The organism is Faecalibacter bovis, from assembly GCF_017948305.1.
GTDB classification, from domain to species: Bacteria; Bacteroidota; Bacteroidia; order Flavobacteriales; family Weeksellaceae; genus Empedobacter; species Empedobacter bovis.
Genome location: NZ_CP072842.1, coordinates 547,768 through 574,373 on the forward strand (window position 1 = coordinate 547,768; position 26,606 = coordinate 574,373).

Consider the following 26,606-nt stretch of genomic DNA (forward strand, 5'->3'; position numbering starts at 1 on the left):
GCTAGCACTTAAATTACTAAAATTTAAATACTTTTTTATCGATAGGCGGATTGATTTGAATAGTATTAAATTTAATAACATATTCGCCTCCTTCTTTTGGTTTCCCTATGATACGAGTGGCAAAACTTAAACCATTAAAAGTTTTGTAATCATGATAATATAAGATTTCGTCTTTATTTTCTTCGAAAACTACTGCATACGTTTTATCATCAAAACAATAAAAAGATTGATTCTTATTTTTTAATAATTCGATTCTATGGCATTGTTTCCCTTTTTCATAAGTCTCTTTACCGATATAATTTAATTTGAAACCCTTTTGTTTATACTTTAAAAGATCAGAATCAAATGCATCAGGAATATAATTAGGTACTACAACATTTTTCTTTTGAATTTCGCTGTACGTCCATCCATTTTTACCATCGTAACCTTCGTTTAAAACTTCTTTACCATCAATAATAAAAGAAACCTTTTTATTGTACGGGCGTTGATGTTGTATAATAATTGGATACGAATAATCAACATTTATATTTGCTTCACCTTTTAGAATAATACTATTCAGATTATTCCATGCATTTTCTCCCCCAGATCGGGCTAAATTATTTTTAATTATTCCATCGGCTGATTGAGCAAATGCACAAATTGATAAAAAAACGGCAATCAAGATTGATAATTTAGCTTTCAACATATGTATATATTTAATGGTTATTTCTTCAAAATTAAAATGAAGATACAAACAAAAAAAGGAGATTTAAAAATCTCCTTTTCTTTTTACTTCATGTTCTGGTTTACTTCACTTCAATGTGAGACCAGTTTTCACCTCTAAGGATTCTGTAAACTTGTCCTTGAGAGATATTAAATTGTTTCGCCAAAGTTGCGATTTTAGTTTTTCGGTTAGGATCCATTAATTTTTTCTTTAAACGAACCACCTGATTTTCTGTCAACTTGCTATTAGGAATGCTATCTAAACGAGAACGTCCTTTCATCATTCTAAACAAATCTTTGTTATGTTCTTTCCATTCCTCTAACGTAGCCCATTTTAAATTTTCAATGTTATTATTCAATTTATTATGGTCTAAATGGATCACATATTCTTTGTTCTCATCGTTTGACAAAAAAGTCTCTGCAACCATCTTATGAACGTATTTTGCAGTTCTTTTCCCATCGGCTTTAGTTACCCATATTGCACGGTAACCGTTGTTAATAGCCCCTTCTAAAATTTTGTATTTGTCTTGACCTGTGTAAAGTTTTTTCACAAGTCCACTTCTAGATACTAAGAATGATCTTTTTTCAATCAGACCCTCAGACTCATACTCTTTCCATGAATCACTCATAATCACTAATTTAACTTACTATATTTATAAAACAACAATATTCATACCGAAAAGCACAATACCATATCAAAGGTTTAGTTTTAAGAGTTTTTTAAGTTAAATTTTGATTAGCGGGCAAATATAAAACAAACATTTTAGATATATTGTTAATTTTTTTACAACGTTATTTCAATAACGTTTTTGCTTTCACTAAATCTTCTGGAGTGTCGATTCCCACACCATTAAAATCAGTTTCAACCACCTTGATTCTCAAACCATATTCAAGATAACGAAGCTGTTCAAGTTTCTCAGCACGCTCACATTGTCGCATTTCTAGTTTTGCAAATTTTAACAATGCATTTTTTCGAAAAGCATACACCCCGATATGTCTATAATATGTAGCAGTAAAATTTGTTTCACGGGCATAAGGTATAGGACTGCGTGAAAAATATAACGCATAATCTTTAAAATCAACAATTACCTTTACAATGTTCGGATTATTAATTTCTTCTACATCTGTAATTTCTTGTTTTAATGTCGCGACATCTACATTTTGGCCTTCTTCGCCATCAAATGAAGTTAAAAGATCAGCCAAAGCTTTTTCGTTAATAAACGGTTCATCGCCTTGTACATTTAAAACAACATCACAATCTAGTTTTTCTACTGCTTCTGCAATTCTGTCACTACCTGTTTCGTGTTCTTTTAAACTATAAATAGCTTTACCTCCGTGATTTTCTATTTCGTTATATATTAATTCTGAATCTGTAACTACAAAAACATCATCAAACAAATTTGTTGCGACAACGTTATCATAAGTCATGCGAATTACAGTTTTATCTCCTAATTTTTCCATCAATTTTCCTGGAAATCGAGAGGCTGCATATCGCGCAGGAATTACTGCAATTTTTCTCATTCTATTTTTTATTTACAAAGAAACTAAAAATATATGTTTGATGAATTAGTTTTTACAATTCGGGAAGTCTGATTTATTTTATTAGTATATTTACATCAAAGTTAACCACCGATGAAAATAGCTTTCAAAATTTTATTATTTTTGATCTCATTCGCTTTAATATATATTTTAATTAACGAGTTGAAATAAATCAAATTATGTCTGAAAACGCCTCTACAAAATCATTAGCGTTATTAATAACAAACGATACGTTAACATTCTTAACTAAGACTGTTCAAGGAACTGAAGAATTTTACTCAGAAGCGATTAATGTTAATCTACCTGATTTAAATGAAGCTGTTTCGTATGATCTAGTAGAAAAAGAAATCAAATCAAATTTACCTTTATTATTATATTATAACGATGTAAAAATTTGCTACATTTCTACTCCTGTAACTGTTGTACCTAATGTACATTTATCAGATAATTTATCTTCTTTTATAAGTTTATCAAATCAATCAAAATTTGAAGCTGAAACTATAAAATTGAAAAATGTAGATGCTAGTTTAGTTTTCAACACATACAATCCGCTCAATAAAGTTTTGAATAATTTACCAAATCTTAAAAATGGAACAACTTTCCATGTTGGTAAATTCTTAATCGATAATAATAGAATAGATTCAGAAAAGAATCAGATTTTTGTTCGTTTAATCAAACAAAAATTAGAACTTTGCATTTATAAAAAAGGAGTTTTTACTCTTTATAATGTATTTGATGTAACATCAGACGAAGATATCGTTTATTACATCTTAAATTCATTAGAACAATTTAATGTGGATCCTAATCAAGTTTACGTCTCATTAGAAGGAGGAATAACTGAAGATAGTATTGCTTACGAACATTTGGCAAAATATATTCAGTTTATTGATTTTAACAGAGAGATTGAAGCGATAGGTCCAAAATATTTACTTTATAAAATTTTTGAATGCGAATAATTTCAGGATCATTAAAAGGAAAAAGAATTACAGCTCCGTCAAATTTACCTGTAAGACCAACTACAGATTTTGCAAAAGAAGCTTTATTCAATATTATTAACAATCAATGGTATTTTGATGAGATTACAGTTTTAGATTTATTTTCTGGAATTGGATCTATTTCATTAGAATTTGCCTCTCGTGGTGCAAAAAAAGTAACTTCTGTTGACAACTATTTTGCTTGTGTAAAATTCTTAGAAGAAACTTCAAAAAAATTAGAATTAGATAACATCATTAATACTCAAAAAAATGATGCTATTAAATATGTGAGCAAAAAAGCTGTAAAGGGTTATGATATTGTTTTTGCCGATCCTCCTTACGACTTACCAGAGGAAGATTATAAAAAACTTTTAGACGGTATTTTAGAGAATGGTTGGATTGAAGAAGAAGGAAACTTTATATTAGAACATCCTGCATCAATCAAATTTGAAGATCACCCACGTTTTGTTCAACACAAAAAATACGGTAACGTACATTTTTCTTTTTTTGAGTAAAATAACATATTTAGAATAAGTTTAAACAATCGCATGGTAAATGATATTTATCATGCGATTTCTTTTTTATTTATATCAATTCTAATTAAATTTGTTAATTATTATTTAGATTAAATAAAAACTATATAAATAAACATGCATTTTTATTAGGATCCATAATTACTTTACTTAGTACAACATATACTCAAGCACAAGAAAATGATTCAATTAATCAACTAAAACAAGTTGAAATCTTTGGTGATAGAAATACCAAACAAAGAGGTTTAGAAACAATTACACGTTTCCCAGGTTCACCTCAAGATCAATTACAATCTATATCAGTAGTCTCAGAGAAATTAATCGAAGACCAAGGAGCTTTAACCATTACCGAAGCTGCTCGCAATGTTCCAGGAGTTACTTTATTTGGATCGTATGGAGGAAATAGAGAATCTATGTCTATCCGTGGTTACCGAGGAACTCCAGTTCTTAAAAATGGTATTCGTATGGATTCTGATTTTAGAACTTCTTCAGGTGTAGCAGATATGCAAGGGATTGAATCTTTATAAGTAATTCGTGGAGCAACAGCAATTACTCAAGGTATGGCAAATGGTTTAGGTTCTGCAGGTGGAGTTATCAATCTAGTTACTAAAACACCTCGCTATACAAATACAGGAAACATTGGCTTACGTGTTGGTTCTTGGAATCAAATCAGAACTACTTTTGATGTTCAAAGAACTGTTGGAGAAAATAAAAATTTTGCATTTCGTGTAAATGGAGCTTACGAACAGGCTGATAGTTACCGAGATATTATCAATAAAGATAAATTTTATATTAATCCATCATTGGCTTGGAAAATCGACGATAAAACAGAATTCATTACAGAATTTGATTATTTAAAAGGAGATGCTACACCCGATCGAGGTACTTACAATACGAAAGGAATTACCGAAAATGGATTAATTGATATGGGCTCTCGTTTTTTAGGTTTTGATATTGATAATGAAGAAATGGAAACATTTTCTTACGCTGCACGCTTAACTCGTCAATTAACTGATCAGATTAATGTACGCGCAGCATGGATGTCTAATTTTTACACAAGAAATGTATTAGGTTCTACCTTAACTGGAAATGGAGATACAAGACAACGTGGAATGGCTCGCAGTTTTAAAGACGATCGCAATTCTACTTTACAAATTGATGTGATTGGTAAAGAATTCGATTTCGGAAAATTCAAATGGTCTTGGCAAGTTGGATATGATTTAACAACAACAAGAACTGATAACCGTACTGCCGAAGGAATTACTAATGTAAATAGTGATGTTACTTCGACAGGTCCAATTAATAATCACATCGAATTAACTCCAGAACAGTGGGCGAAGTTAGAATTAAGAGAGTCTACAATGGAAAACATGACTTCTTACGGAATCCTAACTCAGCAACAGTTATCCTATGCAGATAAATTCAAATTAGTCGCAGCAGCTCGCTATTCTTACGCTAATAATTACAAAGATTCTGCTATCGATCCAATGGTTGGATTAATGTATTCTCCTACAAAAAATATTAATATTTATGGTACTTATGCGACAACAACAAGTTTACGCACTGCATCACAAAATATGATTGATGGAACAAAAGCTGGTCCTTCTGTAACTGATCAATTTGAAGCTGGTATTAAAACATCTTGGATTCATGATCGTTTAAGAGCAAATGTAAACTACTTTAACATGAACCAAGACAACTTAACATATCAATACTATGATCCACAAACTAACGCTGCTACAAATTTCTATGATTACGCAGGTAATTTAAGAAGAAGTGGTATCGAAGTAGAAGTAACTGGTCGCCCGTTAAATAATTTGCAAGTATTATTAGGATATTCTTATGTAGATGCAGGTTATAACAACTCACCTTCTTATGTACAAGGATCTCGACCAATGAACTCACCTTATTCAACTGCAAATGCTTGGGTACAATACAAATTTCAAAACACACAAACTATTGTAGATGGTTTATCAGTTTCGGTTGGTGCATATTACACGGGATCAAGACCTGTTAATGACCAAACTAGTTCAAGAGATTCGCATGGAAATGTAATGAACGGAGTTGCTCCATTCTTAATGCCAGAATACACAACTTTAAATGCACAATTAGGTTATGCCGCAAAGCAATTTGATTTCCGTCTATTCTTTAATAACATAACGGACGTTGTAGGATATAATTCTTATTACCGAGGCGGTTTTATTAATCAAATTGATCCATTTAATATTGCAGGTCAAGTCGTTTTTAAATTCTAAAATTTTAATCCTATCTAAACTCTAAATAGTTTTTTAAATTCATTTTTACTTGAGATCGTATTTTTTACGATCTCTTTTTTTTATTTACAAAAGTGTTTATATCTTCATTTCAAATTATAAATATAACATGAAGTCAATTTTTACGTTTTTGTTCGTTGCCTGTTTTAGCGTTTTTACATTTGCACAAACAAATCTGCCTGAACATGAGTATCCATCAACAATGCCAGCTTTTCAATTTGTAAAGATTAAAGGAGAAGGTATTTTCGATTCTAAAGATTTGAAGAAAAATAAAACGACAATAATAGGATTAGTTTCTCCAGAATGTATCCATTGTTTATTATCACTTGAGCATTTAAACAACAATTTTGAAAAGCTAAAAGATGTAAATATTGTTTTAGTAACAGAATACAGCAAAGAGGAATTTTATAATAAAATCAACGCTTTAGCTCCTAATTTTTACTCAGCAAATAATGTTGAAATTCTACAAGATTCGGATTATGAATTTGCAGAAAAATTTAAACCATTAACTATCCCAACTTTCTATTTATACAATAAAAAAGGAGAATTAATAACTGTAAAAAGAGGCTCTGTAGAAGTAAATCAGATATTTCAATTTTTATAAAATATTTTAAATAAAAAATGCGACTCGATTGAGTCGCATTTTTTTTATATTCAATTTGGATTATTTTCCTTGTTGAGCTTGAGCTTCAAATTGTTTTTGTAACTCTTGTAATTGCGCTTCAGTTAATCCTCCACCTTGTGATGGAGCTGGAGCTGGTTCACCTTCTTTGAAATCAACTAATTCAACTTCAAATTCTAAAGCTTGGTTAGGTCCAATTTGACCTCCTGGAGCACCTTGTTCACCGTATCCTAATTCAGATGGAATGTAGAATTTGTAAACACCTCCTTTAGACATTAATTGTAAACCTTCAGACCATCCTGGAATAACAGCGTTTAATGGGAATTCTACAGCTTCACCTTTGTTGTTTTTCTCAGTTGAATCGAAAACTTTACCGTCTTTTAATAATTTACCAGTATATTTTACTTTAACGATACTATTAGCATTTGGTTTTGCTCCTGTACCTTCCTTCACAACTTCGTAAACTAATCCAGAAGCAGTAGCTTTTGCTTTACCTCCTTTTTTAGCCTCTACTAATTTTTTAGATTCCTCAGCATTTTTCTTAGCTGTATTTTTCATGTGATTCTGAGCGTAAGTGTCTAAGAATCCCATTCCAGCTTCCTGAGTAATTAATAACTTTTTGTGACGAACTACATCCATAATACCTTGTACGATGATGTCTTTGTCTAACTGATCTAATTGTTGTTGGTTGATAACAGTTTCAATCTGTTGTCCCATTTGTTGACCAATTGAGTAAGATTCTCTCCCTGTAGATCCGTTTAAATAATCTTTTAAACCTTTTTCTAATTGAGCGTAATCGATACTATCAGATTCAACTAAACGAGCAGACATTTGTTTAACTCCTTCACCTAAACCAACTCCAAAAGCATAAGATGCTTTTTGATCGTCGTTATCTAATTTTTCTACAGTTTTTCCTTTGTTACATGAAACTAATGATGCAACAACGAAAATTCCTACAAGAATTTTTTTCATTATATCTGTATTTAACTATGCAAGTTTACAAAATAATTTGATAAAATCATTTTTTATTGAATGTTTTACAACAACTTTTTATAGTACTTTACTATTCGTATAAATCTAACCCGAACTCTTCTTTCAATTTTAGAATTGTTGGATTCTTTTCTACAAACGCTTCAAACTTTTGTTTTGTTGTTAAAATATGGCTTTTAGCTTCAGCTTCAGATAATTTTACATCAATCGTAAAATAGAAGTTATTAATTGCTCTACGAAGTCCGTTCAAAATACGACTTTTATAAATATCAAATTCAGCTTCAGAGGAAGCAGAAATAAATTCTAGTTGAATTACATTATCGTCTAATAACTTAATTGTTGTAGTCGCCAAAGCATTGTAAGCAGGAATACTATGTTCGATTTTTAAACGATCTAAAAATTTATTCCAAAAATTTTCAACTTGTTCCAATGTATAATTGTCGCGAGGTAAATCATCTCTCAAAACCTCATCATCTGATTCTAATTTTTCATTAGATTCTTTGATAACATTTTTTAAACTAAACGCAGATCCATTAGATGATCCAAGAGGTTTTGAAGCTCTTTTATGTTGATTTTCGATTAATTCTGTCGGTACAGCTACTGTTTTTGGAGCAGGAATTCCTTGACTTTGATTTGCAGATACGTTATTTGCAACAATCGTATTTTGATTTGATTGTTGTTTAATATCTTCCGCTAAATAAAATGAAGGTGGAACTATCCTATATTTTTTTTTTTAAGCCCTTGCTCTTCTGCAGTTAAAGAAGCAAGTTGCATTAAAGCAATTTCTACCGTTAATCTTGGATTTTTACTTGTTTTGTAATTAATATCCGCATGATTACAAATTTCTATCGCACCAAAAAGGAAAACACTTGTACATTTCTGCGCATGTTCTACATATTTAGCTTTTGTACGATCACCAACTTCTAATAACTGAACAGTATTTGCCGTTTTTGCCATTAACAAATCACGGAAATGAGATCCTAAGCCTGTAATAAACAAATGTGCATCAAATCCTTTGTTTAAAATTGTATTAAACTGAAGCATTGCTTCTGGAATATCATTTTCTAAAAACGCATCAGTCATTTTAAAATAATATTCGTAATCTAATACATTTAAATTTTCTGCAACTGCATCTAAAGTTAGATTTTTGTTTGTAAAAGTTGCCATTCTATCAAAGATAGAAAGTGAATCACGCAAAGCTCCATCTGCTTTCTGAGCGATTAAATGTAAAGCATCATCTTCATAAGTTACAGCTTCTTTTGTTGCAACATTTACTAAATGACCTTTGATATCTTCTACAGAAATACGCTTGAAATCATAAATTTGACAACGAGATAAAATCGTTGGTATAATTTTATGTTTCTCTGTCGTAGCTAAAATAAAAATTGCATGTGCTGGTGGTTCTTCTAATGTTTTAAGAAATGCATTAAAAGCAGCCGTAGATAACATATGGACCTCATCAATAATGTACACACGATATTTACCTACTTGTGGTACAATACGAACTTGGTCAATTAAATTTCTAATATCATCAACCGAATTATTTGACGCAGCGTCTAATTCGAAAATATTAAAAGCAAAATCATTGTCACCGTCTACTCCATTCTCTTCGTTAATTTTACGCGCTAAAATACGTGCACAAGTTGTTTTACCAACTCCACGTGGTCCGCAAAACAATAACGCTTGAGGGATTTGACTACTCTCAATCGCTTGTTCTAACGTATTTGTAATTGCAGATTGTCCTACGACATCTGAAAATTCTAACGGGCGATATTTACGAGCTGAGACTACAAAGTTTTCCATATGATAGGCAAATATAATAGTTTTAATTCTCGAATAAAAAATATAATTTTAGAAAGTAAAATTTACAGATTTTTACAATAAGTCTACTTTAAAGTTTTATATTTTTGCAATCTCATACACTCATAATACAAAATGGCTATAAAAAATACGCAGGAAGCTCCAAAAACAAATAAATCTAAACAATACATTAATGCAATATTTGTGTTAATTGCATTTTTCGGTCTTATTTTACTTTTATCTTTTGGATCATATTATTTTAATGGATTTGAAGATCAAAGTCAAATTACAAACATGATTGATCGTGATGTTGTAGCCGAAAATATTTTCGGAAAATTTGGTGCACTTCTGGGTGAAATTTTCATCCATTACGGTGTAGGAATCGCAGCATTTTTCTTACCATTCTTCTTATTTATTTTAAGTGCTAAGATCATCACAGGTAAAAAAATATTTAAACCTTTTAGCTACTTATCAAAAATTATATTCTTTTTAATTTGGCTTCCAATCTTCGTTGGTTACATCTATCCAGATCATACACAATTTTCTGGTGTTATGGGATTTGAGGTGAATGATTTCTTAAAAAGCTTTATTGGTAAGATTGGGGTTGGTGCGTTACTATTCGTTTCATTAGCTGTCTATTTGATGTTTAGATATAATCTTTCTTACGAATCTTTTCAGGAATGGAAAGAAAAACGTGCCGAGAAAATAAGATTAGAATTAGAAGCGGAAGAACAAAAAAGAATCGAACAAGAAAAAATTCTTTTAGAACAACGTAAAAAAGAAGAAGCGGAAGAAGCCGAACGTAAGCGTTTAGAGGAATTAGAAAAAAGAACTAAAAAAGAAGAGGATTTAATTAATCAATTCAATATTGAAGCTGAAAAACAACAGCAAAATAAAGAATTAGAAGAAATTACTTTAAAAGAAGAACCTGAAGCTAATTTTGCAATTAATCCACAATCTGCAGAGGATGCATTTGATCTAAAAATTGAAGATCAACCAGAAGTGATTAACATCACAGATGCAGTTATTGATGAAGAAAATAACGGTAACGAATTTACTTTTGAAATTGCTGAAGAGGAAGAAACAATCGAGATTGAACCAATTAAATCTGACGGTTTAGAATTGAAAATTGAAAATGTAACTGAAGAAGAAACGGTTGAAGAAACTGCTGCAAGATTAGTTGCTCAACAAGGTAAATACGATCAAAGACAAGATTTACCAAACTATCAGTTTCCACACTTAAACTTATTAAGAAAATACGAATCTTCATCAAGCACAGCAATTGATCAAAAAGAATTAGAACAAAATAAAAATAGAATTTTAGAAACCTTACGTAATTACGGTATCGAAATTCAATCTATTACAGCAACTATTGGTCCTACTGTTACACTATACGAAATTGTACCAAAAGCGGGAGTTCGTATTTCTAAAATTAAAAACTTAGAAGACGATATCGCTTTAAGTTTAGCCGCATTAGGTATTCGTATCATTGCTCCTATTCCGGGGAAAGGCACAATTGGTATCGAGGTTCCAAATAGCAATCCTTCTATGGTTTCTATGCAATCTGTTTTGGCCTCAGCTAAATTTCAAAATGCTGATATGGAATTACCAATTGCTTTTGGTAAAACTATTACGAATGAAACTTTTGTTGCCGATTTAGCTAAAATGCCACACTTGTTAATGGCTGGTGCTACTGGACAAGGAAAATCTGTAGGATTAAATGCGATTATTACATCTTTAATTTATAAGAAACACCCATCTGAATTAAAATTTGTAATGGTGGATCCTAAGAAAGTTGAATTAACTTTATATTCTAAAATTGAACGACATTTCTTAGCAAAACTTCCTGATTCGGACGAAGCGATTATTACAGATAATAACAAAGTTATTAACACATTAAATTCGCTTTGTATTGAAATGGACGATCGTTATGAATTATTAAAGAATGCATACGTTCGTAACATAAAAGAATATAACGCAAAATTTAAGGACCGAAAATTAAATCCAGAAAACGGACACAAATTTTTACCATATATCGTATTAATTGTGGATGAGTTTGCTGATTTAATTATGACTGCGGGTAAAGAAGTCGAATTACCAATTGCACGTTTAGCACAATTAGCTCGTGCCGTAGGAATCCATTTAATTATTGCAACGCAACGTCCTTCTGTAAATGTAATTACAGGTACTATTAAAGCCAATTTCCCTGGACGTGTTGCTTTCCGTGTAACTTCAAAAATTGATTCACGTACAATTTTAGATTCTCCGGGAGCAGATCAATTAATTGGTAAAGGTGATATGTTATATACAACAGGTAATGAATTAGTACGTTTACAATGTGCTTTTGTAGATACTCCTGAAGTTGATGATATTACTGAATTTATTGGTGAACAAAGAGGTTATCCAGATGCGATGCATTTACCAGAATATGTTGGCGAAGGAGATTCTTCTTCAGCTTTAAATATTGATTTATCAGATCGTGATGTATTATTTAATGATGCTGCAAGATTAATTGTTATTGCACAACAAGGTTCAGCATCACTTTTACAAAGAAAATTAAAATTAGGATACAATAGAGCCGGAAGATTAATTGACCAGTTAGAAGCAGCCGGTATTGTTGGGCCTTTCGAAGGAAGTAAAGCTCGACAAGTTTTAGTTTCTGACGAGGTTAGTTTGGAACAATTGTTGAATAATTTAAATTAACAAAAATGTCAAATTGTATGAAAAAAACTATTTTTAGTTTCATACTCTTATTAATAGGGGTTGGAATGGTAAATGCACAAACAGCTAAACAATGGTTGGATAAAGTGCACAACAAATACCAAAATGCACAGTCGTATTACATCAAATTCGATTTTGAATATCAAAACAAAGGAAACACGCAAAAAAAATCGGGCGAAGTGTATTCTGCTAAACAGAAATTTAACTTAAGTGTTGATGACATCAATCAAATTTTTGATGCTAAAAAATTATACACAATTTCTAAAGAAGATAGTGAAGTTGTTATCTCGAATGCATCAAATTCAGATGATTTTTTAACTCCAACAAAAGTTTTAAATTCATATAAAACTGGTTATCATTATACATTAGATAAAAAGCAAACGATTGGTGGACAAACGATCCAGTTAATTAAATTAACACCTACAACACAAAATGCGACAATGAAACATAGCATTTTAGGTATTAATACAAAAAACAACCAGATTTATTCGTACCAAGAATTCGGAAAAGATGGTTCAAAAACAACCATCACAGTAAAAGATTATCTCGAAAATTTAATTATTCACAAAGATTACTTTAACTTTGACCAAAAGAAATATAAGTCTAAAGGCTATATTATTACTCAATTATAATCAATGTTTAAAAAGCTTGACGGATATATCCTTAAAACCTTTTTAGGACCATTTTTTTTCATTTTCAGTATCTTATTTTTCATTTTCATTGTTCAATTTGCTTGGCAAGAAATGGGAAAATTTATTGGTAAAGGGCTAGAATGGTATACCATCGTCGAATTATTACTATACTTAGGTATAAACGTTATACAATTAGTTTTACCATTAACCATCTTACTTGGATCAATTATGACCTTCGGTGGTTTTGGTGAACGATACGAACTTGCAGCAATGAAGGCATCCGGAATATCTCTGGTACGCATCATTGCTCCTGTTTTTGGTTTAGTTATGTTAATGTCAGTCGGTCTTTATTTTTTCGGAGACCGAATCATGCCACTTTCACAAAGAAAGGCTAAGAATTTGGCATTTTCCATCTTACAAACTAAACCTACCATGCAAATTAAGGAAGGTGTTTTTAGTGAAACTATTCCTAATTTTCAATTAAAAATCAATAAAGTTACAGGTGAAAATAGCGAATTTTTAGAAGATATTTTCGTGCATCAAAACGCAGGTTTTGGCGAAAACACGATGACAATTTTAGCTAAAAACGGTATTTTAAAAGCTGACAAAGAGGATAATCGATTCTTGAAACTTGAATTATTTAACGGTATTGCTTATACTGATAATATCCAAGGAAAAAATATTATCGAACGTCAAAGACAAGAAAATCAAACAACTAAATTTGATACGCTTAATTATTATTTTGATATTTCTGAATTAATTGAAAAAAATAATAGTGAAAATCAAGTAGGTGATCATTACAAATTTTTAAATGGTGGTGATTTATCTAAAATGATTGACACATTAACAACTTCATACGTTGACCTATATCAAGGAGAACAACAAAAAGCGTACGATAACAACTTCTATTTTGCCAGAGAGTATAAAAATGTAGACTCTACGAATTTAGAACCTGTTGTTACTATTGATCAATTTAATCCTCAAGATCAGGATCGTATTTATATTCAGGCTTTACAACATGCACAGCGTGACAAAGAAAATTCTGGATATTTAGTTGATCAACTAAAGCAAAATGATAAATATTTTTCTAAAGTAAATTTACATTACTACAGAAATTTATCTTATGCTGTTACATGTATTATATTCTTTTTAATTGGAGCATCCTTAGGATCTATTGTTAAAAAGGGTGGTATAGGAATGCCTGTTATTATATCAATCATTATTTTCGTTGTATATTTCGTTATTAATTTTACAGCAGAAAATATGGCTAAAAATGGAAATATAGTTCCTTTCTTAGCTGCTTGGATTGCTAACTTTATCGCTTTACCATTTGCAATCGTATTTTGTATCAAAGCAAATAAAGATTCAGGTCTTTTTGATGCATCAAAATACATTGATCCAATCATGAACTTCGTTAATAAGTTTAGAAAAAAGAAACAACTCACGGAAGAACATTCCCGCTATCAATAAAGAAAAAAATGAGCACAAGATCATCTCAGTTGAACACAATTGAAGAAGCACTAGAAGATTTAAAACAAGGTAAAGTTATTATCGTTGTTGACGATGAAGATCGTGAAAACGAAGGTGATTTCTTATGTACTGCACAATCTGCTACACCAGAAGTTATTAACTTTATGGCCACACATGGTCGTGGTTTAGTTTGTGCACCTTTAACGCAGGATCGTTGTAAAAAATTAGGTTTAGATCTAATGGTTGGACACAATACAGCCATCTACGAAACGAATTTTACTGTTTCTGTAGATTTACAAGGGCATGGATGTACAACTGGAATTTCAGCTTCAGATCGTTCAAAAACAATACAAGCATTAATCGACGACAACATTGATCCAGATGAATTAGGACGTCCAGGACATATTTTTCCATTAATTTCTAAAGATGGAGGAGTTTTAGTTCGTATGGGACATACAGAAGCTGCTGTAGATTTAGCTCGCATGGCTGGTCATTACCCAGCTGGTTGTATTGTCGAAATTTTAAAAGAAGACGGTGAAATGGCACGTTTACCTGAACTTTTAGAAATTGCTAAAAAATTTGATTTAAAAATCATCTCAATAGAAGATTTAATTGCCTATCGTTTAGAACACGAATCATTAGTTAAACGTATTGAAGAATTTACTGCAAAAACTAAATTTGGTGATTTTAACTTAATCGCTTACCAACAAACGACAAACGATCAAGTACATTTTGCTTTAACTAAAGGCGAATGGACGAAAGATGATGTGGTTCCTGTTCGTGTAAAATCTTCAAATAATTATTACGATCTTTTCTCAGCATTACAAAACGGCGAAACACCTTTATTAGAAAAAACGGCTAAGATCATCGAAGACGCTGGAAAAGGAGTAATTATTTTTATTAATAATATTCAAAATGCAGACTTAGTACAGTCTAAATTAGAAGCTTTTAAAGCCTTTTCAGGAGGTTTAATTGAATCTGGAGTTTTACCAGAAGATGAAAAAAATCACGGAATTGGTTCTCAGATTATTAAAGATTTAGGAATTGCAAAAATGAATGTTATTACACGTAATATTCACGAAAAACCACATACAACACAATACGGTTTAGAAATTGTGGATTACACTAAATTATAAGAAAATAAAAATTTATAAAAAGCAAAAACCCTGTTTAGATAATCATAAACAGGGTTTTTTCATAATAAAAATCATAATTTGTTTCAGAAAAGTGATCAGTTTCTAAATAAATTTATCCGACTAATCATTTCCTAATATGTGTTGAATAAAATTTTACTTATTCTGGTATTACGATTGTCGGAACCTCTTTTATCGTTTGTAAAACAATCGTTGTTCTTGTTGATGTAATACCGTCAATTTTACTTAAAGATGTTCTCATTAATTCTACTAATCCTTCTGAATCTGCAGTACGAACTTTAATTAAATATCCATCATCTCCAGCAATATCATGAACTTCTAAAACCTCAGGAATTTCAGCTAAAAGTTTTCCTACTGTTTCGTCCCCGATTATATCAGTAGTTTTGATAAAAATAAATGATAATAATTTTTGTCCAATTGCTAAAGGGTTTATCTTCGCATGGTAAGAAAGAATAACCTTTTTTTGTTCTAATTTCTTTACTCTTTCTAAAATACCAGACGGAGCCATTCCAAGTTCTCTTGCAATATCAGCGTTATTGATACGAGCATTTTCTTGCATCATACGCATGATTTTTAGGTCCGTATTGTCTAAATTTATTTCTACTTTATTCATTACAGATACAAAAATACAAATTAAAATGTATAAAATTCAATATTTATGATTTATTTTAGAATATTATTCATTTTTAACATTTAATATCAGAATAATTGAAAATTTTCAGATAAAAATAAAGCTGAACCAATTGGTTCAGCCTTATAAATAATAAAACAATCAATAGTATTTAAATTAAATAAGTCTTAGTCTTTATTTAACATAGAATGCTCTTTTGTGTCTTTCATAAAGAAATAAACAACTAACGAAAAGGCGATACAACCGGTAATGTACCAATAGAAATAATGCTCTATGTTATTTTGTTTGAATAATAATGCGATATATTCTGCTGATCCACCAAAAATACATACCGTTAATGCATATGGTAAACCAACACCTAAAGCTCTAATTTTAGCCGGAAATAATTCAGCTTTTACCACTGCATTAATTGATGTATATCCTGATACGATGATTAATGCTAGCATCAAATAAACAAATGCTCCCCACATAGATGTTACACTTGCTAAACCTGTTAATAATGGAACTGTAAAAATTGTTCCTAAAATTCCAAATCCTAATAATAACGGACGACGTCCAATTTTGTCAGATAATAATCCGAATAATGGTTGCAAACAAGCAAAGATTAATAAGGATAAGAATGATATAAAGGTTGATTCTTCTTTCGTTAAATTCACGGTATTAACCAAGAATTTTTGCATATATGTTGTGTAAGTATTGAAAGCTAAAGTTCCTCCCATTGTTAATCCAACCACCGTTAAAATTGCTTTTGGATGTTGTAATAATAATTTGATTGAACCACTTTCTTCTTTTTTGTTAGAATCCTCGTTGTTATTTTCGAAGGCTTCGGTTTCGTGTAAGTTCTTTCTTAAGTATAATGCAATTACAGATAAAATTGCTCCAATTACGAAAGGAATTCTCCATCCCCAAGCTATTAATTGATCTTCAGATAAAACAAATTTTTGTAAGATTAATAAAATTCCTAAAGCGATTAATTGCCCCCCGATTAACGTTACGTATTGAAAAGATGAATAAAATCCACGACGATCTTCTGTTGCCATCTCTGATAAGTAAGTTGCAGAAACTCCGTATTCACCTCCTACACTTAAACCTTGTAATAAACGAGCAATTAATAACAACGCTGGTGCTAAAACTCCGATTGTTGCGTATGTTGGTGTTAAGGCAATTAATAATGATCCGAATGACATTAATAATACAGATAAGGTCATCGCTCTTTTACGACCAATTTTATCCGCAATAGTTCCAAATAACCAGCCACCAATTGGACGCATTAAAAATCCTACTGCAAAAATCCCTGCTGTATTTAACAACTGTGCCGTTTGATCACTTGATGGAAAAAATGAAGACGAAAAATAAATAGCGAATGCAGCATAAGCGTACCAATCGTACCATTCTACTAAATTCCCGATTGATCCACCAATAATAGCTTGAACACGATCTTTAACTGTTAATTGCGCATCTGTTTTTTTATTTTTTTGTCCAGCAATTACTTTTTTCATGTCTTGTTGAACGACTGTTTTTGAATGTATAGTTTCTGACATTTTTTTGTGATTTATGTGATGTTAATTTTATATTATAAAGCAATTTGTAACGTTAAAATATGCTCTCCTCTGCGAGTTAAAACCTCTTTAGTATCTCCATTAAATAACGGACGAGAAGAATATTGATAAGCAACTTTAGCATTTTGAGAAAGGATATATAGATTTGCTCCAAAATCATAGAAATGTGCAATATCCCTTAATCCTTCTAAATCTTTCAAAGAGTATGTTGCAAAAGGCTGAAGTTTAACTTTATTACTGAATTTTGGTAAAACAAATCCGGCTTGCGTGTACCATAAATTTCCTGTTCCTAAAAGGTATTTAGCATTCCCGAATCCTTCTACAGCAGTTTCGCCTGTAAAGTTTGGATCTTTAGTACCAGGATTCATAATTCCGTTTGTTCTTAAATAATTTGGACCAAAATCATAACGATAAAACACAGAGTAAACTGACAAAGCCATTTCTTTAGATTTTGCACCAATAGTCATATCGAAGAAAGCATCAATCCCATACATTAAATTGTCATGTGATTCGAAAACTCCAGGTTCTGTTTGAGCTAACGTGGCATCTTTTGTCGAATAAATTCCTGCTCCAAGATTAAATACCTTTTTTGAACCTAAATATGTTCCTGCTAAAAATGAAGTTGCTGTATTCTCTTGATCAAAGAACTGATACATTCCGTATCCAGCAAAAGATAATTTTCCTGATTGGTTATTATCTACAATTTCGCCAACTCCTGGTTGTCTATTTGTAGCAAATGGTTTGTTAATCGCTACACGATAATTGAATTTATTATATTCACCATGACCAAAAACTCCGAATTGACGGGAAAATTGATCAGTTATTTCAATATTAGGAAAGTTAAAAACAGGTAAATCAGCAGTTAACATTTTAGTTGTACTTGCGTTCGTCATACGAGATATTCCAGACCAACTGTGCAAACCAGCACCTAAATAAAAATGATTTTTATTCGCTTTTTTAGTGGAAGAATTTATACGTGGAATAATTGCCAACTCATTGTATGCATCCATGAAGAAAAGTTGAGGCTTTTTCCCTGCACCATTCGCTCCAGTTCCTGATCCACCACCACTAATAAATGACTGATTATTGATTCCAAATTGCATATAAATAGAATATGCATTGGTTAATTGCGCGTTCAGAATTATACGCATACGACGTAATCCAGCATCATATGTATGATTTTGTGGAACATTATTGACAGCTGTACCTGGATTATTTTCTAAGTAACGCAACCAGATTTGACTTGATAAACCAACTTTGATATTTTTTTCTCCTGATTGGTCTAAATTAATTTTTAAATCCCCTAACGAATTTTTGAATTGATTTTTTTCTACCTCAGGTTGTTCAACTACAATCACTTCTGATTGCTTTATGGTATCTTGTGCAGATCCTATATTAGCTAAGATTAAAGTAATCAATAATAAACATTTCTTCATTTTATAAATCGTGATTTTGAGTTGCAAAAAATATCTGTGTATTTTTTACACTACTAAATAACAATTGAAATTTGAAGAAAATTTGAAGTTTTTATGAAGAAAGTTTGAAATTTTACAAAACCATCAAAAACATAGTTTTAGGGATTAATTATCTGATAAATCAATCGAAAAAATATGTAAATCTTGATGAAATTGATATTCAACTTCAAAATTATATAAATTTAAAATCTTTTTAACCAAAGCTAAACCAATGCCTATCGATTCTGAATTGTGTTTTCCTTTTTTAAATCGTTGAAAAATTGTTTCATTGGTAAATTCCTGTTCATTACCTGTATTACTAATTTTGAAAAGATTTCGATTCAATACGATTGAAATTTTTCCATTTGGAATATTATGTCTGTTCGCATTACTTATCAAATTTGAAAATACAATTTGAGCCAATAAAGGATTCAATTTTGCGTAAACGTTCGCTTCTATATTTAACGTAACAGTTACACCATTCATCGCAATCATATCATCTTGATCAGAAATAATTTCTTCTATTAATTCGGAAAGATTTATTTTTTCATCTGTTACTTCGTGATGATCTAAACTCATCAATAAAACCAATGAACGGTTAATTGTAGAAACTTTATTTAACTCATCATACATTTTACTTAAAGAAAACATTTGATCTTCCGTCAAATCAGAATTCAACATCAGCTCTATTTTACCTTTAATATTTGCAATTGGCGTTTGTAATTCATGCGATAAATTTTGTGTAAACTCTTTTAAAGCTTCATAATGTTCAACGGTCTGTGATGAAGTTTTCACAAATAATTGATTAAGATCATTCAGTTCCGAGATATTCGTATCCATCAATTGTAACTGGTAATTTTCACGAACATCAAATCGCTTCATCTCATCTAAAAGATGATAAAATGGTGTATATAGTTTACGAGTAATTAACTCCCCAAAAAATATAATCGTGATAATAACAAAAACGAATATCCAAGCTACAACCATTATAATACCTACAAAAAATTCGTTATCGATTATCGTAAGACTTATCTGACTTTGAATCGCATAATGTGTTTTGCCAACAAATGGATAAGTTATTACTGAAACATGATTAACCATAGTCTGCAGCTTATCGTTCCATTCGTAATTACCTTCTTTAATTACTTCATCTATTAAATTAATATCTTGGTCTGATAATACGCTAATTTTTACATGCGGATGTGATTTGACAATCTGTTCTATAGATTGAGTTTGAAGTTTATTTTCAACAATTTTATTTAAGTTTTCTAACTTTCCAATTGCTGATTGTGTCGTTGCTCGTTCGATGGCAAAAAAGAAAATTACGAAACCAAATGCCATCGAAAAGAAAACAATAATGGTAAAATATTTTGTTAATTTCTCGCTTAAACGCATACTAAACTGACCATTTATACCCTAAACCATACACCGTTTGTACATAATCAGTCCCACCCGCTTCACTTATTTTTCTTCTTAAATTCTTTAAATGCTGGTAGATAAAATCAACATTATCCAAATTATATGTATAATCACCCCAAAGATGTATTGCTATTGCTTGGCGCGAAAGCACTCTGTTTTTATTATTAATAAAATAAATCAACAAGTTTAATTCTTTTTTAGTCAAATTAAGAAGTGTTTCATTTACTTTACATTCCATTGATTGCATGTCGATAGAAATCTCGTTATAAGTTAAAATATCACTTATTTTTTCTTTTTGATTTCTACGCATCACCGCTTTTATACGCGAATGTAATTCGGGCAATGGAAATGGTTTCGTAATATAATCATCGGCTCCGCTATCCAAACCTAGAATTTTATAGTCTAAAGAATTCTGAGCAGATATGATAATTACTTGTGCGTTATAATATGTTTCCTTTATATATTGAAGAAGTGAAATTCCTGTACCATCAGGTAGTGTAATATCCAATAATATACATTCGTAATCGAACATTGACAATAAATCTTTTGCCTGAGCTATGGAAGTTGCCCATTCGCAAACATAATTTTCTTGCGTTAAAAAATGGATAATATTGGTCGCAAGTTCATGATGATCTTCAACAAGTAGTAGTTTCATTGAGGTGTTAATCTTGGTTTAAAGTTACACTTTTTCTTATAAAACAAAACCACTTCTCTTGTAAAGAAGTGGTTGATATATGTATTAAAACGCTAACTGAAACATTAAAATATGTTCACCTTTGCGATCGAATTGTTTTTTATTTACTGGATCATATAATGGTCGAGATGAATATTGATAACTGATTTTAGCCGATTGCGAGAACACAAATAAATTTGCACCAATATCATAATAACTTCCTTGTTCATTTAAACCTTCTAAATCTTTTAAGGTATAAGATGCAAATGGTTGAAGTTTTACCGTTTCACTAAATTTAGGTAATAAAAAACCAACTTGTGTAAACCAAATATTTCCTGTTCCTAATAAGTTTCTGGCATTACCTACGCCTTCCATAGCTACTGTTCCTGGATAATTAGGATCAAGCGTTCCTGGATTCATAATCCCTAAATTTCTCAAATAATTAGGTCCAAAATTATAACGATAGAAAACAGAATATAAATTAATAGCCATTTCCTTAGATTTTATTCCAACTGGCAAATCTGCAAAAATATCAGCACTTAAAACGGAATGATCATGAGATTTATAAACACCTAACTCTGGCTGAGACAAAGCACCTTCTTTTGACGAATAAAATCCTACTCCTACATTTACCACTTTCTTAGTCCCTAAATAAAATCCTGGTAAAAATGCAGTTGAACCTGATTCTTTATCAAAGAAATTATACATCAAATAACCTGAATAGCTTAATTTACCTGATTGATTATTATCAACAGTTTGACCAATTTGCGGTTGAAGATTAGTAGCAAACGGTTTATTTACTGCAAAACGATAATTAAATTTATCATATTCACCTCGAGCAAATATCCCTAATTGGCGAGCAAACTGATCGGAATTTTCAATGTTTGGATAATTAAAAATTGGCATATCAGCCATCAAAATTTTACCAGTTGATGCATTACTCATTCTAGAAATTCCGTTAAAACCATGCAAACCTGCTCCTAAATAAAGATTGAAGTTATTCGTTTGCTTTGTTTTAAAATCTTTCTGTGGAATTATCGCTAACTCATTGTAAGCGTCCATGAAAAATATCGCTGGTTTTTTACCTTGTCCATTTGCACCTGTACCAGATCCACCACCTGCAATAAAAGATTGATTATTTATTCCTAATTGAACATAAATTTGATAAGCTGGCGATAACTGTGCCTGCATCGTTACGCGCATACGGCGTAAGCCAGCATCGTAAGTGTTTTTCTGTTCAACACCATTTACTAAAGTTCCTGGATTATTTTCTATACTTCTTAGCCAAACTTGCGAGTTTAATCCAAATTTTAAATAACGGTCACCTGTATCATCTAACTTAATATTCAAATCGCCTAATGAATGTTTGAATTTAGGTTCATCATCTATTAAGTTTTCTTCTTGATTAGTTGTATTGTTTTTTAAAATTGTATCATTAGTTTCTTGACCAAATATGTTTATTGATAATAATAAAAAACCTGTATATAGTAAAGATTTCTTCATATATTTTTATAAAATTGATGCCAAATATAACTAAATAATTTCTCTATTATTTATTGAAAATAATAACATAAAATTCATTTCATTGTTGATTAAATTATCAATAAAAAAGGCTGCCCTAAAAGGACAGCCTAATTTTATATAAAAATTTCAGTTAGAGAATTAGTTTCCTCCTTCTTCCATTTTCTTTTTTAATTCTGCTAATGAATCGATATCTCCTAAAGTAGAAGTTTCAATTGTGTTATTAGAAGAGTTATTGTTGTTAGAAGATTTCTCTGCTTTAACTTCTTCCTCACGGAAAGTTGCAGTGTGAGAAACAACTACACGACGGAATTCTTTGTTGAATTCGATAACTTTGAAAGAAGTTTCTTCTCCTTTCTTAACACGAGAACCATCTTCTTTATCTAAAGTACGAGCTGGAGCGAAAGCTTCAACTTCTTGGTCTTCGAATTGAACTGTAGCTCCTTTGTCAAATACGTCAACAGCAACACCTGTGTGGATAGTTCCTACACCGTATTTAGCTTCGTATTTATCCCATGGATTTTCAGTTAATTGTTTGTGACCTAAAGATAAACGACGAGCTTCAACGTCTAATTCTAAAACAACTACGTCTAAAACATCATCTACGTTAGTAAACTCAGATGGGTGTTTAATTTTCTTAGTCCAAGATAAGTCAGAGATGTAAATTAATCCATCAACACCTTCTTCTAATTCTACGAAAACACCAAAGTTTGTGAAGTTACGAACTTTACCTTTGTGAGTAGAACCTACAGGGTATTTAGTTGTAATATCAGTCCAAGGATCTGGAGTTAATTGTTTGATACCTAAAGACATTTTTCTTTCTTCTCTGTCTAAAGTTAAAACTACTGCTTCAACTTCATCACCAACTTTTACGAAATCTTGAGCAGAACGTAAGTGAGTTGACCATGACATTTCAGAAACGTGGATTAAACCTTCTACACCTGGAGCAACCTCAACGAATGCACCGTAGTCAGCTAAAACAACAACTTTTCCTTTAACTTTATCACCAACTTTAACTTCTGCATTTAAAGCATCCCATGGGTGAGCTTCTAATTGCTTAATACCTAATTGGATACGAGATTTATCTTCGTCAAAATCTAAGATTACAACGTTGATTTTTTGTCCATCTTCTAAGATTTCAGATGGGTGGTTGATACGAGACCAAGATAAGTCAGTAATGTGGATTAAACCATCAACACCTCCTAAGTCTACGAATACACCGTAAGAAGTAATGTTTTTAACTTCTCCTTCTAAAACTTGTCCTTTCTCTAATTGAGCAACGATTTCTTTCTTCTGAACTTCGATATCAGCCTCGATTAACGCTTTGTGAGAAACTACTACGTTTTTGAATTCTGGGTTGATTTTAACAACTTTGAACTCCATAGTTTTTCCTACGAATTGTTCGTAATCACGGATTGGTTTAACATCGATTTGAGAACCTGGTAAGAAAGCTTCGATTCCGAAAACGTCAACAATCATACCTCCTTTAGTACGAGCTTTGATGTATCCATTAACGATTTCTTGAGCATCGTGTGCTTTATTAACAGCATCCCATGCATTTAATGTACGAGCTTTTTTGTGAGATAAGATTAACTGACCGTTTTTATCTTCACGTTGATCAACCATTACTTCAACGATATCCCCAACTTTTAAGTCTGAGTTGTAACGGAATTCGTTTAATGAAATAACACCTTCTGATTTGAAGTTGATATCAACGATAGCTTCTTTATCTGTAACACGAACAACTTGTCCTTTGAAAACTTCATTTTCATTTAAGTCTTCTAAAGTTGTATCGTACATTTGCTCTAATTCAGCTTTTTCTTTACGATCTTCTTCGTTTAAACCTGATTCGAAAGATTCCCAGTCAAAAGACTCTGGAGTAACGTTAGCATTAGCTAAAGCGTCGATTTGAGCAGTTTCAATTACTTGCTCTTCTACTTGATTTTCTGTAGACATAATAATATCATTTGTATCTCAATCAGTTTTATCAGAAGTCATAAAAATGTAAATAAATGACTGAGAGATGTTTAACTTTAAAATAGTTCGCTGACTTCTTTCACATTTTAGCGAGTGCAAATATAAGTATTAATTTTCAATTAATTACATCATAAATCTGAAAAAATGTAATCTAAAAGTCGCCCTTTGTATAACTTGGAAGAGAATTTGTAGTAACTTTATAAACAATCAATTTATTCTTATGGACAGCCTAAAAAAAATTAAACGCTTCTCTAAAATTGTAAGTGTACTATCTAAATATGGTTTTGAAGAAATAATTTCGAGAAGTAATTTTGAAGCATTAACTCCTGATTTTTTAAATACTGGCCATACTCAAGAAATTTTTAATCAAAATTTCAATCAACGATTCAGACTTGCTTTAGAAGAATTAGGTCCTGCTTACATCAAATTTGGTCAACTATTAAGTAATAGAAAAGATTTAGTTCCTGAAGATTTAATTTTAGAATTAAAAAAACTTCAGGATAATGTTCCACCTGAGCCAATTGATATTGAAAATCGATTAGCCGAGGAATTTGGAATTGTTGTGAGAGACCATTTTTTAGAAATTGAAAAAGTCCCTTTTGCTGCCGCAAGTATCTCGCAAGTTTATCGTGCCACTTTAATTACTGGAGATAAGGTTATTTTAAAAGTAAAACGTTCAAATATTCAACAAATTATCGAGTCAGATTTAGCGTTGATTCGTGATTTAGTTTTTTTCTTAGAAAGAAAATATGATCGTCTACAAAAATTATTTATTTCTGAAATTGAAAAAAGTTTTGAAAATTCTATTCTTAAAGAATTATCATTAATAAATGAATTTCAAAATATTGAACGTTTTAGACGAAATTTTGAAAAAAGCAAAGATGTATATGTTCCTAAGACTTACGAAGATTATTGTAACAACAACATCTTGTGTATGGAATATATTGAAGGTTTTAAAATAACAGATGTCGAGGCTCTTCGTAAAAATAAAATTGAACCCAAAAAGGTTGTTGAAAAAGGATTTGACATTTATCTAAAACAGTTGTTAGAAGATGGATTTTTTCATGCAGATCCTCATCCTGGAAATATATTTATACGAGAAAACGGAGAAATTGTATTTATAGATTTTGGTTCAATGGGTGTTTTAACTGTTGGTGAAAGAGAAATTTTAGAAGAAGTCGTAATCAATTTTGGTTTGAAAAACACCAAACGTATTGTTCGCTCTCTAAAAAAGATGGCTATTAAACATTACATTGAAGATGATAAACAATTAGAAAGAGAAATTTCTGATATTTTTGACTATTTAGAATACAACACAGTTGATACGATCGAAGTACAAGTTATCATTAAAAAATTCAATAATATTTTAAATTCAAATCACATTCTTTTACCAGAATATGTCTACATTTTACTGCGAGGAATTGCTTTGATTGAAGGAATTGGTCAACAATTGGATGCTGATTTAAATGTTCAAAAATCAATGCGTCCTTATGCTGCTAAATTAGCAAAGGAAAAATTATATCCACAAAATATTGCTAAGAAAGCAATTAGTAATTTAAGCGATATTAAAGATTTGTTTGATGATATTCCTGAAGATACATTAAAACTAATTGAAAAAATTAATAATGATCAATTAGCTTTAAATTTTAAAATTGCTGAAATTAAATTAATCCTATCGATATTTAAATCAAGTATTAACAAATTAGTATTAGCCATTTTAACTTTAACTTTTGGTATTGGAGCAAGTATGTTAGCAAATACCAAAGTAAGACCTTTAATATTAGATATGCCTTTATTAGCTTGGATGGGATATGCAATGTCTGTAATCACAGCGGCTTCAATTTTATATTACGTATTCAAGAAAAAATAATCTTTCAGCATAAAAATAAAAAAAGTGTGAATCATATATGATTCACACTTTTTTTATTTCAACATAACCCGAAACTATACAGAAATAAAAAA

23 protein-coding genes are annotated in these 26,606 nt (G+C 30.8%); 10 read left to right on the forward strand and 13 right to left on the reverse strand.

The genetic code is table 11. The annotated features are described in order from the left end of the window. Positions 1–16: 16 nt before the first annotated feature. The 3 genes from J9309_RS02735 to kdsB form a co-directional block, all read right to left on the reverse strand. A complete protein-coding gene (locus J9309_RS02735; protein ID WP_230476909.1) occupies positions 17–685 on the reverse strand; it encodes a LolA family protein in 669 nt (222 codons plus the stop codon). Positions 686–785: 100 nt separating this feature from the next. Continuing rightward, positions 786–1,331 carry an HNH endonuclease gene (locus J9309_RS02740; RefSeq protein WP_230476910.1) on the reverse strand — a complete coding sequence of 182 codons (546 nt, stop codon included), beginning with the start codon at positions 1,329–1,331 and terminating at the stop codon, positions 786–788. 163 nt (positions 1,332–1,494) lie between these two features. Beyond that, the gene (gene kdsB, locus J9309_RS02745) at positions 1,495–2,223 is read right to left on the reverse strand and encodes a 3-deoxy-manno-octulosonate cytidylyltransferase (protein ID WP_230476911.1); all 729 of its coding nucleotides are present in this window, start codon (positions 2,221–2,223) and stop codon (positions 1,495–1,497) included. 197 nt (positions 2,224–2,420) lie between these two features. Here kdsB and J9309_RS02750 point away from each other — a divergent pair, with 197 nt between their 5' ends. From J9309_RS02750 to J9309_RS02770, 5 genes are all read left to right on the forward strand, one after another. After that, a complete protein-coding gene (locus J9309_RS02750) occupies positions 2,421–3,197 on the forward strand; it encodes a DUF3822 family protein (protein WP_230476912.1) in 777 nt (258 codons plus the stop codon). Then, positions 3,188–3,730 carry a 16S rRNA (guanine(966)-N(2))-methyltransferase RsmD gene (gene rsmD, locus J9309_RS02755; RefSeq protein WP_230476913.1) on the forward strand — a complete coding sequence of 181 codons (543 nt, stop codon included), beginning with the start codon at positions 3,188–3,190 and terminating at the stop codon, positions 3,728–3,730. Before J9309_RS02750 ends, rsmD begins: the two co-directional genes overlap by 10 nt. Positions 3,731–4,002: 272 nt before the next feature. Then, a complete protein-coding gene (locus J9309_RS02760; RefSeq protein WP_262897293.1) occupies positions 4,003–4,275 on the forward strand; it encodes a Plug domain-containing protein in 273 nt (90 codons plus the stop codon). 33 nt (positions 4,276–4,308) lie between these two features. Then, complete coding sequence (locus J9309_RS02765) at positions 4,309–6,003, forward strand: TonB-dependent siderophore receptor (protein ID WP_230476914.1); 1,695 nt, start codon at positions 4,309–4,311, stop codon at positions 6,001–6,003. A gap of 127 nt (positions 6,004–6,130) precedes the next feature. Continuing rightward, positions 6,131–6,625, forward strand: a complete 495-nt coding sequence (locus J9309_RS02770) for a TlpA family protein disulfide reductase (RefSeq protein ID WP_230476915.1) — start codon at positions 6,131–6,133, stop codon at positions 6,623–6,625. A gap of 60 nt (positions 6,626–6,685) precedes the next feature. Here the strand turns inward: J9309_RS02770 and J9309_RS02775 are convergent, their stop codons facing one another. The 3 genes from J9309_RS02775 to dnaX form a co-directional block, all read right to left on the reverse strand. Then, positions 6,686–7,615: an FKBP-type peptidyl-prolyl cis-trans isomerase gene (locus J9309_RS02775; RefSeq protein WP_230476916.1), complete on the reverse strand. Its 930-nt coding sequence runs from the start codon at positions 7,613–7,615 to the stop codon at positions 6,686–6,688. Between the two features lie 91 nt (positions 7,616–7,706). Continuing rightward, the gene (locus J9309_RS02780; protein ID WP_230476917.1) at positions 7,707–8,096 is read right to left on the reverse strand and encodes a hypothetical protein; all 390 of its coding nucleotides are present in this window, start codon (positions 8,094–8,096) and stop codon (positions 7,707–7,709) included. A 251-nt stretch (positions 8,097–8,347) separates the two neighbouring features. Next, positions 8,348–9,436: a DNA polymerase III subunit gamma/tau gene (gene dnaX, locus J9309_RS02785; protein ID WP_230476918.1), complete on the reverse strand. Its 1,089-nt coding sequence runs from the start codon at positions 9,434–9,436 to the stop codon at positions 8,348–8,350. 132 nt (positions 9,437–9,568) lie between these two features. Here dnaX and J9309_RS02790 point away from each other — a divergent pair, with 132 nt between their 5' ends. Genes J9309_RS02790 through ribB form a run of 4 tightly spaced genes read left to right on the forward strand, consistent with a single transcriptional unit; the run spans position 9,569 to position 15,392 of the window. After that, the gene (locus tag J9309_RS02790) at positions 9,569–12,136 is read left to right on the forward strand and encodes an FtsK/SpoIIIE family DNA translocase (RefSeq protein ID WP_230476919.1); all 2,568 of its coding nucleotides are present in this window, start codon (positions 9,569–9,571) and stop codon (positions 12,134–12,136) included. Positions 12,137–12,153: 17 nt separating this feature from the next. Continuing rightward, positions 12,154–12,786 (forward strand): LolA family protein, encoded by a 633-nt coding sequence (locus J9309_RS02795; protein WP_230476920.1) that lies wholly within the window; start codon positions 12,154–12,156, stop codon positions 12,784–12,786. Between the two features lie 3 nt (positions 12,787–12,789). Further along, positions 12,790–14,256, forward strand: coding sequence for an LptF/LptG family permease (locus J9309_RS02800; protein WP_230476921.1), 1,467 nt, complete (start codon positions 12,790–12,792; stop codon positions 14,254–14,256). Positions 14,257–14,264: 8 nt separating this feature from the next. Further along, on the forward strand, positions 14,265–15,392 hold the full coding sequence (gene ribB / locus J9309_RS02805; RefSeq protein WP_230476922.1) for a 3,4-dihydroxy-2-butanone-4-phosphate synthase: 1,128 nt from the start codon (positions 14,265–14,267) through the stop codon (positions 15,390–15,392). 157 nt (positions 15,393–15,549) lie between these two features. Here ribB and J9309_RS02810 read toward each other — a convergent pair whose 3' ends face one another. The 7 genes from J9309_RS02810 to rpsA all read right to left on the reverse strand — a co-directional run bounded on the left by J9309_RS02810 (position 15,550) and on the right by rpsA (position 24,623). Further along, positions 15,550–16,023, reverse strand: coding sequence for an Lrp/AsnC family transcriptional regulator (locus J9309_RS02810; protein WP_230476923.1), 474 nt, complete (start codon positions 16,021–16,023; stop codon positions 15,550–15,552). 185 nt (positions 16,024–16,208) lie between these two features. After that, entirely contained in the window at positions 16,209–17,582 is a 1,374-nt protein-coding gene (locus J9309_RS02815) for an MFS transporter (protein ID WP_230476924.1), read from the reverse strand. Between the two features lie 32 nt (positions 17,583–17,614). Beyond that, positions 17,615–19,036: a porin gene (locus J9309_RS02820; protein ID WP_230476925.1), complete on the reverse strand. Its 1,422-nt coding sequence runs from the start codon at positions 19,034–19,036 to the stop codon at positions 17,615–17,617. 144 nt (positions 19,037–19,180) lie between these two features. Then, positions 19,181–20,449 carry a sensor histidine kinase gene (locus tag J9309_RS02825; protein ID WP_230476926.1) on the reverse strand — a complete coding sequence of 423 codons (1,269 nt, stop codon included), beginning with the start codon at positions 20,447–20,449 and terminating at the stop codon, positions 19,181–19,183. A gap of 1 nt (position 20,450) precedes the next feature. After that, positions 20,451–21,128: a response regulator transcription factor gene (locus tag J9309_RS02830; protein ID WP_230476927.1), complete on the reverse strand. Its 678-nt coding sequence runs from the start codon at positions 21,126–21,128 to the stop codon at positions 20,451–20,453. Positions 21,129–21,212: 84 nt separating this feature from the next. Continuing rightward, positions 21,213–22,649 (reverse strand): porin, encoded by a 1,437-nt coding sequence (locus tag J9309_RS02835; protein WP_230476928.1) that lies wholly within the window; start codon positions 22,647–22,649, stop codon positions 21,213–21,215. A 159-nt stretch (positions 22,650–22,808) separates the two neighbouring features. Beyond that, on the reverse strand, positions 22,809–24,623 hold the full coding sequence (rpsA, locus tag J9309_RS02840) for a 30S ribosomal protein S1 (RefSeq protein WP_230476929.1): 1,815 nt from the start codon (positions 24,621–24,623) through the stop codon (positions 22,809–22,811). Positions 24,624–24,864: 241 nt separating this feature from the next. Between rpsA and J9309_RS02845 the strand changes: the two genes are divergently transcribed. Continuing rightward, the gene (locus tag J9309_RS02845; protein WP_230476930.1) at positions 24,865–26,514 is read left to right on the forward strand and encodes an ABC1 kinase family protein; all 1,650 of its coding nucleotides are present in this window, start codon (positions 24,865–24,867) and stop codon (positions 26,512–26,514) included. Positions 26,515–26,606: the final 92 nt, after the last annotated feature.